The organism is Frankia nepalensis (assembly GCF_016786325.1).
GTDB lineage: Bacteria > Actinomycetota > Actinomycetes > Frankiales > Frankiaceae > Pseudofrankia > Pseudofrankia nepalensis.
On sequence record NZ_JADWYU010000206.1, the window covers coordinates 1 to 16,456 of the forward strand.

7 protein-coding genes, 1 pseudogene and 1 CRISPR repeat array are annotated in these 16,456 nt (G+C 68.4%); of the genes and pseudogenes, 2 read left to right on the forward strand and 6 right to left on the reverse strand.

The window, feature by feature from the left end:
• The first annotated feature begins 40 nt into the window (after positions 1 to 40).
• A CRISPR array of direct repeats spans positions 41 to 942; the repeat unit is 37 nt; unit sequence GCAGCGCCGAGGCCCCGGCCTCGGCGAGGGTCACAAC.
• A gap of 278 nt (positions 943 to 1,220) precedes the next feature.
• From I6A81_RS46385 to fxsT, 5 genes are all read right to left on the reverse strand, one after another.
• Entirely contained in the window at positions 1,221 to 1,370 is a 150-nt protein-coding gene (locus I6A81_RS46385) for a hypothetical protein (RefSeq protein WP_203004069.1), read from the reverse strand.
• 858 nt (positions 1,371 to 2,228) lie between these two features.
• Positions 2,229 to 5,621 (reverse strand): DEAD/DEAH box helicase, encoded by a 3,393-nt coding sequence (locus tag I6A81_RS32855; RefSeq protein ID WP_203004070.1) that lies wholly within the window; start codon positions 5,619 to 5,621, stop codon positions 2,229 to 2,231.
• Positions 5,622 to 5,932: 311 nt separating this feature from the next.
• Positions 5,933 to 6,595, reverse strand: a complete 663-nt coding sequence (locus I6A81_RS32860) for a restriction endonuclease (protein WP_203004071.1) — start codon at positions 6,593 to 6,595, stop codon at positions 5,933 to 5,935.
• A 1,068-nt stretch (positions 6,596 to 7,663) separates the two neighbouring features.
• The gene (locus tag I6A81_RS32865) at positions 7,664 to 8,524 is read right to left on the reverse strand and encodes a nucleotidyltransferase domain-containing protein (protein WP_203004072.1); all 861 of its coding nucleotides are present in this window, start codon (positions 8,522 to 8,524) and stop codon (positions 7,664 to 7,666) included.
• A gap of 66 nt (positions 8,525 to 8,590) precedes the next feature.
• Entirely contained in the window at positions 8,591 to 11,185 is a 2,595-nt protein-coding gene (fxsT, locus tag I6A81_RS32870; RefSeq protein WP_307875081.1) for an FxSxx-COOH system tetratricopeptide repeat protein, read from the reverse strand.
• A gap of 128 nt (positions 11,186 to 11,313) precedes the next feature.
• On the opposite strand from fxsT, the gene I6A81_RS32875 reads away from it, so the two are divergent.
• Both I6A81_RS32875 and I6A81_RS32880 read left to right on the forward strand, forming a co-directional pair.
• On the forward strand, positions 11,314 to 13,833 hold the full coding sequence (locus I6A81_RS32875; protein ID WP_203004074.1) for a hypothetical protein: 2,520 nt from the start codon (positions 11,314 to 11,316) through the stop codon (positions 13,831 to 13,833).
• A gap of 1 nt (position 13,834) precedes the next feature.
• The gene (locus I6A81_RS32880; protein WP_203004075.1) at positions 13,835 to 15,157 is read left to right on the forward strand and encodes a hypothetical protein; all 1,323 of its coding nucleotides are present in this window, start codon (positions 13,835 to 13,837) and stop codon (positions 15,155 to 15,157) included.
• A 585-nt stretch (positions 15,158 to 15,742) separates the two neighbouring features.
• Here the strand turns inward: I6A81_RS32880 and I6A81_RS32885 are convergent.
• Positions 15,743 to 16,456 (reverse strand): annotated as a pseudogene (locus tag I6A81_RS32885) (hypothetical protein); the annotation flags it as partial.

Here is a 16,456-nt window from a genome sequence, read left to right on the forward strand (position 1 = left end):
CAACCGGATCAGCGACATCGTCAACTACATCCGGGTTCAAGCAGCGCCGAGGCCCCGGCCTCGGCGAGGGTCACAACTTCGACCTCGCCGAGTCGCGGGCGCGCACGCGCGAGCAGCGCCGAGGCCCCGGCCTCGGCGAGGGTCACAACATCCAGATCGGCGAGTCGGTCAACCGGGTGGCCAAGCAGCGCCGAGGCCCCGGCCTCGGCGAGGGTCACAACCGGATCAGCGACATCGTCAACTACATCCGGGTTCAAGCAGCGCCGAGGCCCCGGCCTCGGCGAGGGTCACAACACCGGGTCGGCTTCTTCGGCAAGGCCGTCCGGGGAGCAGCGCCGAGGCCCCGGCCTCGGCGAGGGTCACAACAGCGCCACTTGACGGCCGTTTAGTCGGACTACACGTGGCAGCGCCGAGGCCCCGGCCTCGGCGAGGGTCACAACCAGGGCTGACGCCTGAGCGCGAGCTGCGCCAGCCGCAGCGCCGAGGCCCCGGCCTCGGCGAGGGTCACAACGTCCTCTGCGTCCGCGACGGCCCGATGCCAACCGGGCAGCGCCGAGGCCCCGGCCTCGGCGAGGGTCACAACGTTCTGCCCGTCATCAAGAAGACCATTGCCGCGATGGCAGCGCCGAGGCCCCGGCCTCGGCGAGGGTCACAACCGCAAGGAATCGTTCATCCTGGACAACCTCACGTGCAGCGCCGAGGCCCCGGCCTCGGCGAGGGTCACAACCACCAGATACCGTCCGGCCTGTTCCCCGTCGCGTGCAGCGCCGAGGCCCCGGCCTCGGCGAGGGTCACAACGCCAGCGTGGCCGTGGATGCGGCGCGCTCCCGGATGCAGCGCCGAGGCCCCGGCCTCGGCGAGGGTCACAACCGCTGTCCGCGACGGCCGGCGTTGGGCGGCGGGTGCAGCGCCGAGGCCCCGGCCTCGGCGAGGGTCACAACCTCTTCATCGTCGTGACCAGCAGCACGCCGCCCGATGGCAGCGCCGAGGCCTCGGCGAGGGTCACAACGACCCGGCCGACGCCGCGGCGGAGCTAGGCCCGATGGCAGCGCCGAGGCCCCGGCCTCGGCGAGGGTCACAACTGCTGGCGGCTCTCGGCACTGGAGATCCCCCTGTGGGCAGCGCCGAGGCCCCGACCTCGGGCGAGGGTCACAACCTCCACGCGATCCGCCACGCCCCCGAGCAGATGAGCAGCGCCGAGGCCCCGGCCTCGGCGAGGATCACAACACCGTCTGGCTCGCCCCGGGGATAGTCGCGCCGCCCGGCAGCGCCGAGGCCCCGGCCTCGACGAGGATCACAACGACACGATCGGCGGGCAGGGGCATCTGATCCAACCGCAGCGTTGAGGCTCCGGCCTTGACGAGGGTCACAACGGCGGCATGATCACCTACTGGGGTGAGGAGTCGGTGCAGCGCCGAGGCTCCGGCCTCGGCAAGGATCACAGCGAGCAAGTCATGCTGGGCCAGTTCGAGTGGGAGGGCAGCGCCGAGGCTCCGGCTCGGCGAGGATCACAACGGCACTCAAGCCGAAGATCTGGGTGACGCCGTGCAGCGGCGGGCTCCGGCCTCGGGCGAGGGTCACAACCCGGGCGGGCCCGCATAGGCAAACTCGGCCCGGCGCAGTGCCGAGGCCCCGGCTAGGCGAGGATTACAACTTCGCCGACGTCATGCCTCCTGCCGAGTACTTCCAGGCAGCGCCGTGGCTTTAGCCCCGGCGAGGATCACAACGACGCGCCTGGCGGCGAGCGCGGCGGGCCAAGTGGATGGCGCCGTGGCTTCGGCCCTGGCGAGGGTCAGAACTACTACGACCCGGTAGGCGGTGAGAACGTGGAGCAGCGCCGAGGCTCCGGCTCGGCGAGAGTCACAACGACGAGATGATCACCAGCATCCGCCATTCCGCGGGCGGCGCCGGAGCTTCGGCCCCGGCGAGGATCACAACATGTCGACCATCGTCAAAACATCACGGCGCAGAGCGGCGCCGGGGCTTCGGCTCCGGCGAGGAGCACAACAAGCACGCCCGCGAGGTGATCGCCGAGCACGGCGCCGGCAGCGCCGAGGCTCCGGCCTCGGCGAGGATCACAACCACGATGCGGCCCGCGACGCCGGTGGGCGCTCGGAGCAGCGCCGAGGCTCCGGCCTCGGCGAGGGTCACAACCGGATGGCCGAGGCTGGTGCTCACTTCCGGGGGCAGCGCCGACGCTCCGGCCTGCCGCCAGCGGATAACCCGCCCTATCGCTGTCGCTGTTCGGCGCTGGGGGCGAACTGTTTGATCCAGCCGCATCGAGGTGCGGCTGGTATCTCGGCCGCAGGGTCCGGAGCCCGTAGCACCCGGATCGTCGAGGGAAGCCCCTCCGGGATCACCGCTTCAAGACGCTGGCTCTGGCTGGCCGACTGAGCGGTGGCCTGCCACTCCCCTGCCACGTGCACCAGAGCGACAACTCGTCGTCCAGCGACGGCCAGGCCGGTCTCGATGCCGAGGGAGCGCGCGAGCGCGGCGAGCGTCAGCGCGAACTCCGCGGGTGAGGCTTCTCCGGATCGCAGCACGGTGGCCGTGGGCCGCAGCGCGTCCTGGTTCACGCCGCGTAGAAGGAGGTCGAGGTTGGTCCGCAGGGCGAGGACGGCGAGCGTCGGGTCGATGCTGTGCTCGGCGAGTGCCAGCGCGACCGGTCGCAGCTGTGGGTCCGAGGCCAGGAACGGGAGGAGTTCCTGCCGTCGGCGTTGACGCCGCCCCATGAGCAGGCGTCGGAGTCCACCGAGTGTGTCGAGAGCGACCAGTTCGGGTAGCCCAACCACCAGCTCACGTGCCTCAGCAAGCGGGTCGGCTACGCCAAGGTCAGCGGGCAGATCGGCGACCAGGCTTTCGTAGGCGAAGTCTCCGTCCCGGGAGTAGAGGAAGACATCGGCGGCGATCACGGTCGCCGCCGGTGACCGCGGCACCGGGAGGGTCACCCGGTCCGGGACAGGGCAGGTCGTCGCCAGCGCCCGCTGGTGGCCTGTGTTCGCGATCACCGTCAGCCTGGCCGCTGTGGTTGACACCTGCACCGGCAGTTCGATGCCCTCCGGTATCGACAGCGCCAGTCCTGCCCGGCCGCGCCGGAGCTCCTGGAACTGTGCGGTGGAGATGTCAACGTCGCGTGGTCGGGCGTTCAGCCCGTCAGGGCCGTCGAACCCGGCCGCGCGGGCGCGGGACCAAAGGTCCTGCATGCGGTCCCTGCGGTGCTCCGGGTCCAGCATCCGCTCGAGCATCCACAGCAGCCGGCCCGTTCCCCGCTCAGGATGAGGCGACAGACGCCACCAGGTGAGCCGATGGGCAAGGTCAGCGGCGACCGCCGAGGCCCAGGTCGTGGCGCCCGCGTAGCCGAGGGTGGCGATCCAGGTCAGGTACCGGGGCAGGTCCTCGACCACGCGGCGGAACTCGCCCATCGACCCGCCGGGCGGGGGTTTGTCGTTCATGCGCCGGGGGCGGCGCAACGCGAGTTCCGCGGCCGCCAGGCAGAACCGGGAGCCGGACGTCGGCATCCCGGCCGATGTGGGCGCCGGCGTCCACGACTTCAGCAACGCGTCGACCATCGGTCCGTAGGTCATCGGGTTGATGGGCCACTCGCGAAAGGCGGTGGCGTTCGTGGCGAGCAGTTGCAGGAGAAGTTCCTCGGCCTCGTCCGCGCTCGACGGGGTCGGGGCCTGCGCGAGCGCGGTGAGCAGGGCACCCGCGGACTTGACGTCGATCATCAGCCGGGAGGTGAGTGCGCCGATCTCGGTGACCGCGAGGCCGTCGTGGGTTTCGGTGACGAAGCCGAGCAGCACCAGATCGTCGAGTACCTTGCCGATCGTGTCCGGGGTGCCGCCCTGGGCAAAGGCGAAGGTCTGCTCGAACCAGGTCGCCGCGGAGTCCCGGTCAGGGACGGAGCCGATGAGGATCTCCGCGAGGAGCGTGTCCGCGAGCTGGTCGAGGACCCTGCTGTGCGCGGTGTAGCCGGTGGCGAGTCGCTCCCGCCATTCCACTTCCTCGTCGCGGGGCACCAGCAGGAAGCCGAATCCTTCCGGCTCCTGGCCGGCGCGCCCGGCTCGGCCGAGCATCTGCTGGGCGTCACTGACTTCCAGCGGCGACAGGCCTAGCGTGAGATCGCGGATGATGACCGCCCGAGCCGGGGTGTTCACCCCGGTCGCGAGCCCCGACGTGGCGACCAGGACACGGATTCGCCGTCCCCGGAACGCCTCAAGTGCCCGGGCGGCCCTGGGCGCGTCGCGGAAATGGATGCCCACTCCGGCGTCGAACGCGGCCTCGACGAGTGTGTCGTCATCGTCGCCGGGACGGTAGGTGAAGCCGGCCGCGAGGGCGGCGGTCCGCCGGACCGCGTTCTTGCTGCCGCAGAACACCAGCACGCTGGACGCGCCGGACCCGTTGCCGGGGCCGAGGACCTCGGAGCCCGGGGCAGCGGGAGACAGCAGGTCAGCGAGCAGGACGCGTACCGCGGCATCCTTCACCCGGTCGAGTTCCTCCCGGCGCGCGTACGGAGGGGGTTCGTCGTAGGGGACGAGCTGGCTGGTCAGGACCGTCGGTCGCCAGGCCGAACGGACCAGCTGGGCGCCGAGCCAGCCCGCGAGCTCGTCGGCGTTCGCGACCGTCGCGGACAGGGCCACGATCCGGGTCCGAGCCTCGGCGGCCCGCAGCCGGGCAATAAGCGACTCCAGCGTCGCGCCGCGGTTCGGGTCACCGACCAGGTGGACCTCGTCGATGACCAGACAGCCGATCCGGCCGATGAAGTCACGCAGCGACGAGCGCCGGTAGAGGGCCTCGAACTTCTCGGTGGTGGCGACCCACAGCTGCGCCCGCCGAACCGTGTCGCTGGCCATGTTGGTCTCACCGGTGAGCTCAACGGTATGGATGCCGTGGGCCTTCCAGCGACGGACCGTGTCGCCGACCTCCGCGGCCAACGCGCGCGCTGGCAACAGCCATACCGCCGGACGACCGTCCTGGACGATCGACCGCAGGGCGGCGACCTCGCCGACCAGCGTCTTGCCCGCGCTCGTCGGCGCGACGACCAGCAGATGCCCACGGGCCGCGAGCACGGCGGGCACCGCCATGGACTGCAACGGGTTGAGCCGGTCGTAGCGGTCGAGAAAGGGCCGCAGCTGGTCAGGGATCAGCGTGGCGGTCGGCGTCCACTCCTCGTCGCCGACGGACGCGGCTGCCTGGTTGTCGAGGAGCGCCCGGAAGCCGTTCTCGATGGCATCGAGCAGTTCCGGTTCGCTCAGCACAAGCCCGGAGTTGGCATTGCGGCCGATCTCGGCGCGGGTGAAGTTCATCGAGTGCACGACGGCGGTGTCGTCGGACAGAAGTTCCTTCTCGTGCACATAGCGCACGCCGGCGATCGTAATCTCGACCTTTCGCAGGGTCCGCAGGATCGCGTCGTTCGACGCCTCAGGCCGGCAGACGACCAGCACATCGACGCCGCGCTCCTTGGCGGCGACGGTCGCGTCCGCGAGCTGGCGAGCCCGAGGCGACGTGTCCCACCACGGCACCTTGATCCACAGTCGCTTCTCGGCGGCGGCCATCAACTCCAGCAGGGTGGCGTGCAGGTCGTCGTCATCGCCATAAGTGGAGACCCGCCGTCCGTCCACCGCGACGCCCTCCCAGCACCGAACACCACCCGCAGACCACCGATCAGCGTAAGCCGAATGGTGGTGTCGGCGGGGCGCCCGAGTGAACCCGACCCCGCTGGAGGGAGGCAGCGCCATGGACCACGGAAGTATCGATACTGCCCCGAACAGCGACGAGACCACCTACATGATCGGCTCTGGCACGACACAACCCCCTTTCGCTGGCACGCGCACACAAACGCGACGCCGAGCCTTCAGCCGACCCGGCTGTACCGCCGAAGGCTAGGGAAGGCGATAGCTGTCGGGTGCCTGCCCGTAGCAAGCTGCGTTGCTCAGGATCCAGGTTCCCCGGTGGGGCTGTGGGCGGTGGCCCCGCGGCGCTCGACGATGACTTGCGTGTTGCTGTCATCCTGGTTCACCCAGAAGACGACGAGGCCGAGCCGTTCCCAGACGAGTGGAGGAAGCCGGTTGACCAGACCGCGGTACTGGGGGTTGTCAGGCAGCGCGAGGCCATACTCGGCGTGGGGGTCGGCCATGCGCTGAATGAGTTCTCCGAGCGCGCCCAGGAAGTAGTTGACCTGCTGGGCGCCGGCCTGGCCGACGCCGCCCTTGGCTTCGATCATCAGCCGCCGGCCGTCCGGGTGCCGGGCGTCGATGTCGACACCACGGGTCTGCCCCCAGGCGACGACAACCGTGTAGCCCTCCTGCCGCAGATACTCGTCGACATGCCGTTTGACATCGTCCTCGGGAACGACGAGTGCCGCACGCTCCTGAGGGCGTAGTGGCGGGGCGGGCGGCGGCTGGCTATCGACGAGGGCGTTGACCAACTTCCCGTCAGGGCCGATAAAGCGACGAAGGCTACCCTGCGCCGCGAGCTGCCGAGCGACCTGGTTGACCTGCTGACGCTGGGACACACCCAGCCGCCTGGTCAGCACGTCGTCGTCGAGCGGCCCATGCCGGATCGCCTCAAGGATCCGCTCCGCGAGCGTCGCCATGCCACCCCCAGAAATCGGCACCCGCGGTCCCCCACCCGAGAACATGACCGCGTTTCCGACCGAAGACAAGTATCGGCGCGGACGCCGACAATCCGGACGTCGTCGGGTACCCAGCCCGACATCGCATCCAGCGCCTGGCCACGCCGCAGGATCGGGCGCCCTGTAAGCGGAGGAGGAGTCGTCGGCTATTGGGCCCATGGGCGTTGCCCCGAAGGACGCCCGCCGCGGCCTCGCCTCGAGGTTGGTGTCCGGGGCCCACAGCATGGTCGCCAAGGCTACGAGGACAGTCGGACCGCCGCGGAGCCGCCTACACCTCCGGACCGGAGGTCAGTTCACCCGGCTTCGGGCCCAATATTGATCACCTCCGAGTCATTCGCGTGCCGCAGCGTTCCGGCGGCATCAAGGAGGCAGCAGCGGACCTCGACGACCAACTGCGGCACCGTCCAGGGACGCTCGACGCACGTGATCTCACTGGGTGCGACCGTTCGCACGGTATTGACAAGGAGTTCGCGCTCGACCCGCGAGACGCAGGCGCCACTCGACCCCGATCGGATCAGCAAGCCGTTCTACAGCGCCCGGCCCACGGGTCTCGACACGCTCAGCCCAGGTCGCGCAGGTCACCGGCGGACCTTACTTCGATAAGGCTGCCCTCGATCTGCTACCAGGCGGCTCGCCTGAGCCTCGTCCGGGCCCGCACGCGCTCAGGACGGCCCAGCCGACGACACCGGCTGTGACCGTCGCCCAAGCCTCTGCCACCACTGGGCAGCGCGCATTGATCGCGAAACGCGACAGTCATCCGACCGTCACCAGCACCCGGGCTCCGCCGGGCGCAGTCAGCACACCGCTTCGTGGAGGCTCACCTGGCTGGCAGTCGACGACCGGCACAGACCCACCTTCGGCGACCTCGGCGCCCAGCGACGCTGGGTCAGCCCTCCGGCCAAGCCCGCGCGGAGGACACAGCTCGCGCCTCGGGCGGGTCGTCAGTAGCGCGAGCAGCGTGCGGTCCGGAGGCGGCCCAGGGAATCGTCAGGCCAGCAGCAGGAAAATGGCGACACCGTGATTGGAATATTAGAACTTCCACTCACTTTGCACGAGCTTCTCTCTGTCTCCTGGCTTTATTCTCAGGCAGTTCAGGGGACCACGAGGTGTTGGGTGGACGACCTCTAGCCATTCTACGCCGCCGTGCTCGGTGAGGCATACGGGAACTGCTCTGGTGTAGCGGAGGTTGAAGCTGGCGAAATGTGGTGTCTGCCAGTCGCGGGTGTCTTCTCCGTGGAGATGAGTTGCCCAGAAATCCACGCCGTGCGTCTGCCAGTAGGATGCGACGGCGCACGCAGCGCGATACAGCGGGCTGGTCGGCTTCCATCGTCCGAGCAGGTACGTTTCGATCTTCCTGTCGGCGACCGCTCCGTCTGCGAGCAGGAGCCGGTCCACCTGGATCGCACCCGTCGAGACCGCGGCGGCAATATTCTTGCGGTCAGACAAGGAGATCCAGCGGTCGAGGCCGTCGAACGCCGGGATCATGGCCTCTCGGGGCGCGCGGCCAGCCGAGGGATCCTCCGGGATCTCGTGCAGCCGCCCCAGCGCCGTCTCCAGCGAGTCGCCTCTTTTCCAAAGGAGAACGGCTTGGAACTTCTCCTGGCGCGAGTTGCAAAGTACCTGGAAGCTCCGCCGTCGGCCGAAGATCGGTTCGCGGAACCGTACATCGGGGTTCCTGCCGGCTGTACGCAGGTTCTCGGCCTCGACCGCCCACTCGTGCGGGACATCGTGCTCGATTATTATGTCGATATCATGCGGCTCTGAGGCGCCGCGGGCGACCGAGCCAAACACGTAGAGGTTGTCGATCAGCCTGATCGGCCAGTCGCCTTTCCGTGCGTCAAGATTGCGGAGAGCCTCCTCCAGGAGAGCGATTGCAGTAATCCTTTTCATCGCGTTCCCCGATCGTATTTCTAGATCTTCTAGAATGACGTAGCCATCGGCCAGTCGGCGCTCCTATCAAGCCAGGCGGGCGCGTTCGATCGCGTCCGCCAGCAGGCGGCCGGAGAAGGCTGTCCTGGGATGGTCGGGTCCGAAGAGGCGTTCGCGGTCGGCGAGGCAGCGGGTGAACAGGGCGATGGCTTCGGTGTGTTCGCCTGCGTCCTGGAGTGCTTCGGCGAGCAGGCTACGGCTGTGGATGGCTGTGGGATGCTGGCTGCCCAGGACACGCTCGCGGTAGTCGAGGACGCTTCGGGGTAGGGCGATCGCGTCGGCGTGCCAGCCGGCGGCGCGGTAGGCGTCGGCGAGCAGGCTGCGCGACATCTGAGTACTCAGGTGGTTGGTGCCCAGTGTCCGTTCCCGGGCGGCTGCGACCTGCTCGAACAGGTCAAGCGCCTCGTCGAGACGGCCGACAGCCTGGTACGCGCCGGCCAGGATGCTACGGGCGTACAGAGTGCCGGAACCGTCCGGGCCGAGGACCCGTTCCCGGTCGGCGAGGTCCGTCTCGTGGGCGGCGATCGCCTCAGCGAGGCGACCGGCAGCTTGGTAGGCGCCCGCGAGCAGGCTGCGCGACAACAGCGTCTCGCCGTGGTCACGACCAAGGATCCGGGCATGGTCGGCAGCGACCCGCTCGTAGGAAGCGATGGCATCGTCATGCCTACCGGCGGATTTTTGGGCCCCGGCGAGCCGTCGCCGCGAGAACACCGTGTCCGGGTGGTCGTCGCCCAGGATGCGTTCCCGGTCCGCGAGCACGGCCTCGTACCCGGCGATCGCGTCGTCGAGCCGGCCTGCGTCTTCGTGGACCACCGCGAGCCTGCTGCGGGCGTACAGGGTGCGCGGGTCGTCGGGTCCCAGGACGCGCACCTCGCTGGCGATCAGCTGGTTCAGCAGGCGTATGGCATCGGTGTGCTGGCCGTGCTCGCGCAGGTAGTTCGCCGCGCCGCCTGCCAGCCACTCGGCCGCGCCGAACGCGGGCCCCTGGGTGGTAAGGGCACGCTCGGCCACCGCGAGGACATGCGGGAGGAGGTCCCTCCACGGTCCCCAGGTCCCCGGGGTGAACCGGTTCAGATCCGGCAACTGGGCACGCAACAGGCCGGCCACCGTCGCCAGCCCGCCGGCCACGGTCTCCGCGGGCATCGCGCGGCGGGTCGCCGCCGCGACGAGGCGGTGCACCGTCAGCCGGTCGCTGTCGCTGTCGAGGCGTGCCAGGTTGTAGCCGACCAGCGCGCCGACGACGCCCGCCCAGTCCGCTGTGTCCCGCGCGGCGGCGCCTAGCAAGCTGTCACCCAGCACGTCGGGGCTGGCCGTGAACAGTCCCAGCGGCACCGGCTCTGCCGCGAACAGCGCGCACAGCTCGAGCAACTCAACCGCGGCGGGGCACCGCGCGCGCAGCGACGCGACCGACAACGTCCACAGGTTCGCCACCGTCAACCCCGCCCGGTCAAGGACCTGGCCCTGGTCGACCACATCCTCGGGCCGCTCGGACAACAGCCGACCGTACTCAGCCACAGGCAGCGAGGTGGCGTCGAGGAACCCGGCGGCCTGCTCCACCGCCAGCGGCAGGTCACCGAGCAACGCCGCGAGCCCGCCCGCCGAATCGGCGTCCAGTCCCGGCGCCCTCGCGGTGAGCAGCTCGACCGACGCCGCCCTGGTGAACAGCGGCACGGTGACCGGAATGCCCAGCCCGCGGGCCGCCCGCTGTCGTGACGTCACCAGCACCCGGCCCCCACCCGACGGCCGGAACCGGGCAACCGCCTCAGGGTCCTCGACGTTGTCGAACACGACCAGCCACCGCTCGAACGCCCCCAGCGCCGCCCACACCCGGTCCGCACCCGCGCCCACCGGCAGCTCAAGCAGCCCGGCCAGCGCTCCCAGCTGACGCGCGACCAGTTCCGGCCGTTCCGCCGCCACCCAGTACACGACCTGGTAGTCATGGGCGTGCCGGTGCGCGTACTCCACGGCGAGCGACGTCTTCCCAACCCCGCCCATGCCCTCCAACGCGACCAGGGCCACCCTTGGCGCCCCGGCCAGCACCGTGTCGATCTCACGCAGCAGGTCCTCACGGCCGACGAACCGCACCAACCGCGCCGGCACATTCCACCCCACCGGAAAAGCCCGCCCCGCCGACACCGCATCGTCCAGGGCGGCCGGACCTGTGAACAGCGGCTCGGCCTCGTACAGCTGCCGCGCCGCCGCCAGCAACCGCGCGCGCCCGTCGGCCATGACACCACGCGCCAGCAACTCCGCGACCACGGTCCAGAACTCCAGCGGAGACGACGCCGTGAACGGTGCCTGCGCGACCGGGAACCCGGCCTTGGCCAGCACGAGGCGCGCCTCCATAGACCCGGGGAACCGATCGGCAAATGCCTGAACCAGCTCCTCCGACAGGCGTTGCTCCACCGGCACCCCCGAACCCACCCGGCGCGGTGCTTGGCCCCGGGTGCGACGAATCATCGCATTCCAGCCGCCTCGCCCCGCCATCTTCATCGAGTGCCATCGTCGGCGAGGCTCGGGCAGCCGAACGCTCTCGGCGAGCAGGCCAGCTCGCCCGCTGGGGCGAACTTCGACCCTCGGCCGGCCGGTTCGGTCCTCGCTCGTATATCTGGCTGCGGGCATCGCGGAACGGGCCTGACGGCGCCGCGGAGGTAGCCGCTGCAACGGCTACCTCGCGGCGCACACCACGCGAGGTCTTACGGCCACATGTCTCACGACGAAGTGTCTGATCTCTGTGGTTTCCTGGCGCGGTGACCACGCCTGCACCGCTGTCGTACACCTCGGTCAGCCAGACGCTTCGACCGTCCCGCGTGATCATCGTGATCGACGGCGGCGAGGACTGGAGCTACTGGGCCCGTCGGGCGCTCTACCGCGCGAGCCGCGTCTGGGGTGGCGGGGACTTCGTCGTCATCCCGCACCAAGACGGCCGGGTCGATCCCACGCTGCTGCGCGGTTGCCAGGTGTACGACCCGGACTTCGTCGTGACGTACGACCCAACGGTCGAAGATCTTGAGCGGCTTCGTCCGGGCTGGTTCCAGATCACCGACCCCGACGGCGTGCTGCTGGAAGGCGCGGACCGAGAGCAGGCCTTCAGCGACATGGGGGCCCAGCAGGTCGGGTCAGACACCCGGGAGCGTGCCCGCGTCGAGATCGCATCGGTGTGCTCGGTCTACCGCGTACACGACAGCGAGTCGATCGCCTTGCTCGCAGAGCAAGGTTCCGGGCACTTCACGGACGTCAAGGACATCCCCGGGGCCTGGTCCGGCTCGGTGTTGACCGGTCCTGCGGATTGGGGCGGCCTGGCCGGGGCAGCGGCGGCCTTGCAGCTGGGCATGGCCCAGGCCCCCGTGTCCGAGGCCAGGGAGCCCGAGCTCGACCCGGCAACGCGCAATCGGCTGACCGAGCTGCTCCTTGATCTCAATCCCCTCACGGTGCCCGATGGTTTCGTCTGGCATCCCACCGCTGCTGTCAGCGTCGACCCGCGGGACCTGCCCAGCGCGCGGGAGCGGACAATCGGGCAGCTCGCCGCGCTCTCGCGCGGCTACCGTGACCGCGCCGCGCTCCTGGTGCTCGGTGACACGGCGGAGGACTTCGCGCTCGCCGGCTTGTGGCAGCGCACCTTCGGCACCGCTTACTGGATTCCATCGGTCCTCGGTATCGACGAGGACGAGCTGCCCGAGGTCCTTGGCGAGGCGATCGCCAGTGTGAGAGTGACGCTCGACCAGTCTTCGACGCGTCTCGTTCTCACTTCCATCTCGCGGTCGCAGGACAACCTTGCTGCGGTCGGTGTCCGCCTGAACGAGGCGCCGTCCGGGTTCGCGGTGTGGAGCCCCGACGACCCGGCGTGGCAGAGCGGGGAGCCGCACTTCGAGCCGACGCCCACAAACCCGCTCGTGGCCGTTCCCGCACCGCAGCTTCCCTGGCGCGAGCCTCCGACGAGAAGCCTCGCGGTCGACGACCGCTGGGACACCTCCCTGCCTGTTCCGGTCACCGTCGACGTCACGGGCACAACCACGATGGCCGCGCCGCTTCCGTCGCCATCGCTTGCCGGCTCCCCGCTGGGCACCGTCGCCGGGCTGGCCTGGCACGTGGACGTCGCATGGATGGAAGGCCGCGGCGTCCATCGGCGCGCAACACCCGGCCACGAGTTGCTCGCGGACGCCGATCCCTTCCCCGCCACCGTCGCTCGCAGCAGCCGACACGGCACGTCCTACCAGTCCGATCGGCACGACTTCGTCAGCGCCAGGATCCGCCCCGACAACCGGCTCGCCCGACCCGCGCTGCGCGACCTCAGCCTCGATGCCTGGATCGCCGCGACAACCGGCCAGCAGGAGATGACGGCGAAGCCCAGCGCAGCCGGACTGCGGGCGGCCAGGCTCGCGGCCATGCTCGGGGGGCGCGCCGCGCACGTCGAGCTCTTCGGCGGAGCACTGCTGCCCGCGCTCCGAGCAATGCGGGCGGTGGGGAAAAGTACCCAGGAGGCGTATCCAGCGAACGACGGCGTACGGATCGCCTCCGGCGAAGGCGTGCTGACCTTCGCCGGCATCCGTGCCCGCGTGCCCGAACTATCCGCGCCCGAGCCGACCGCGAAGCAGGTCCGCGCAGTGCTCGACACGGCGCTTCGCGCCGGTGTGCTGCGCCGTGGGCACGTCCTCGGATGTGCCGTCTGCGGGCGCACCCAGTTCCAATCCGTTGACCGGGTCGGCCAGCGCTGGACCTGCCTACGCTGCGACGCACCCAATAACCTCGACCAGGCTGCCTGGCGTGAACCCGAGGACGAGCCGGGCTGGTACTACGATCTGCACCCCGTCGCCCGCGAGTTCCTCGACCAGCACGGCGACACGGTCGCGCTGCTCTCCGCCCACCTCCGGGCACACTCGCAAGGCCAGATCTTCGACGACGTCGAGGAAGTGGTACTCGCCTCCGACGGCAAGCCCGTCGTCGAGCTTGACCTCGTCGCCTACGCCGACGACCTGCTCACCATTGCCGAGTGCAAAAGCTCCCTAGACGGCCTCACCAAGGGGACACTCGCCGCCGACGTTGCGAAGAAGTGCAGCGCAGCCGCCATACTACGAGCCGACCGGATGATCTTCGCGACAGAAGATCCCGAATGGTCGGAAGCGTTGCAGAGACGCATCCAAACCTCGGTCGAAGGCTTCCCCGGCTGGAGCCCAGCGGGACCACCCGAGATGGTCCTTGTCACCGGGCTCGGAACCGGCGACACACAAGAACGTGTTTTACGAGTCGCCGCCCGCCGGAAAGATGCCTAGCATGAGTGATTACGGGCCACTACGGGTCGGCCAGCTCGAAATTCGGCCGCTACGGAATGACTTCCCAGACGATCTACTCATCTCATTTTGCGACCATATGCGTGAAACCAGACGACTCCGCGAATCAGATTACACCGGGCAGTCGACACTCTGGGAGGGATTTGAAGATGAAGAGCAAGATCCGGAGATCGAGATTGTCGAGATGGTCGGCTCCGGGCGTGAGATCAGAGATCGACTTGATCTCCTAGGATTCAGCGAGACGATCACCATCCGATGCTTGGATGAAGAACTCGAAAGTAGCCGAAAAAGCATCAAGCAATTAATTGAAAGCAGCGACGGTCGGGATGTTGGAAACTACATTAGATCTGAGCGAGATATGCTCGATGGACTTGACGGTCGCTTGTGGGTGACGCGCCTAAGAGAAGCCCTCGGGGATACAACTCCGGAGGGCTCGGAGCTTATATCACGGCTGATGCGTCACGTCCATTTTTTAGATGACCGCGTCGTGCTCCGAGCCGCCCTTATGGCACTGCCAGATGCTACAGTGAGAGTCGATATCACGGATCTCGTCAACGACGGCTACCTCGCCGATCGGGATGCCGAAGGTGTTTGTAGTGGAGCGCTCGAAATCGTACGGGATCAAGCAGCGGTGCACTCGCCGGTCGTCGTGCTTACAGAAGGACGGTCAGACGTCGCGGTATTAACGAGATCCCTGAGTCTCCTGTATCCACACCTAGTCGATCTGATCAAGTTCATGGATTTTGAAGGCCGACCCGAGGGAGGCACATCGGCGCTGCTTCGTACAGTGAAGTCGTTCGCTGCGGCAGGAATTGCCAATAGAGTTGTCGCTCTATTCGACAACGATACGGCCGCAGCAGACACGCTGAGATTGCTCAAGCCACAGGATCTTCCCTCAAATATCAGGGTCCTCCGGTACCCCGATCTAGATTTTGCACGCCGCTACCCGACGCTCGGCCCACCGACGCTGACCGAGCCCGCAGGCCACCTTGATTTCGCCGACGTCAACGGATCCGCGGGATCGATCGAGCTCTACCTAGGGCGCGATGTACTGAACGACGGTAACGGCGGATTTCTCCCCGTTCAGTGGAGGAGCTATATTCCAGGAATGAGGCAATACCAAGGAGAGATCATCGAGAAAGATCGCCTACACAAATCTTTTAATGCAAAGCTACTGGCCGCCCAGAAGGACAGATCTCTGCTATCTTCTCAGGACTGGTCTGGAATTCGAGCCATTCTCGAATCTATCCGATCCTGCTGGACCGACCCAGCCCAGAGCCTCTCTCAATCTGAACCGCAGGGCTAATCTCCTACGTCGGAGGCAGGTCGCCCCCGCGCTCGCCCGACGGCCCACATCTGGCTGCTGTGAGTGACATCCGGCTCCGCGCTGCGACGTCGAAGAGGTGGCTCGCGTGACGGCGCGGCCGAGGCCGGCGAACCGCATCTACGGCTTTGGGCGGCTTGCCGGTGTCGGCGTGGGCGCGATGGGAAGGTCGCAGACGCCTCCAGGTAGAGATCGGGCCGGTGGAGCGCCAGATCCGCTCGCTGGGCAGCAGGCTCCTGAGCATCACCGTGCACGGCTCATTCAACAAAGGGCATCTGCGACCCGGCGAGGTCCGACCGACCCGTGAAAACTGCACACCCGCGAGCCCGATCCGGTCCCGGCGAGTGAATCCCAGCTCCGAACTCCTCTTTGGTCGCTGACAGCGATCATCATTCGCCGCCGACGAGTCAAGCCCGACCGATGCACCGCGTCAGATGCCACCTCACCAGCTTTGGTGATCAGCGATGCCGCCGTCGGGAGCGAAGCCGAACTGAAGCAGCCGATGATCTCCTGCTTGGGCCTGTAGTTCGGCGAGCGGCATACCAGTCGCCAGCGTCCGCGCAAGTCCTAGTTGGCTCGTATCCAGTCGTCGCCGGTGCTCGCGGTGGCATCAGCGATGGCGCGTATCGCGTTCGGGCTCACGTCCGCGAATGTTGAGAGCGGTAGACGGGTCCAGTCGCCGGTGCTGAGAGCTGCCCCGAGGAGGCGGGCGGCCTTTGTGGGTTTTCCGGCTTGGAGAAGGGTGGTGGCCATGTTCACCCATGTCCGGGCCTGGGCGTCCGGGTTGGCGATGCACTCGGCGATTTGCTCGGCGCTGGCGTATTCGCCCGCCTGGGCGAGTGCGGTGGCCACGTCCGCTAGCGCCTGGTTCTGGGATTCCGGGTCGGTGATGTCCAGGGCGATCTGTATGGCGTCGGCGTACTCGCCGGTTCGAGCGAGCGCGGTGGCCACCTCCGCGAGACCGGCTGCCTGGGATTCTGGGTCGGTGATGGCGCGGGCGACCTTCTCAGCGGCGACGACGACACGCCGGGCGCGGGCAAGCTGACCGACGTCCGCTAGGGCAGTCGCCACACCCGCCAGCGCCCGAACCGTGAGGGTCGGCTCGGTGATGCTACGGGCCAGCTGCTCGGCGCGAGCGAGCTCGCCAATCTGGGCGTGCCCTGTGGCCACCTTCGCGAGACTGGATGCCTGGGAGTACGGGTCAGTGATGGCGCGGGCGACCTTCTCAGCGGCGACGACGACACGCCGGGCGCGGGCAAGCTGACCGACGTCCGCTAGGGC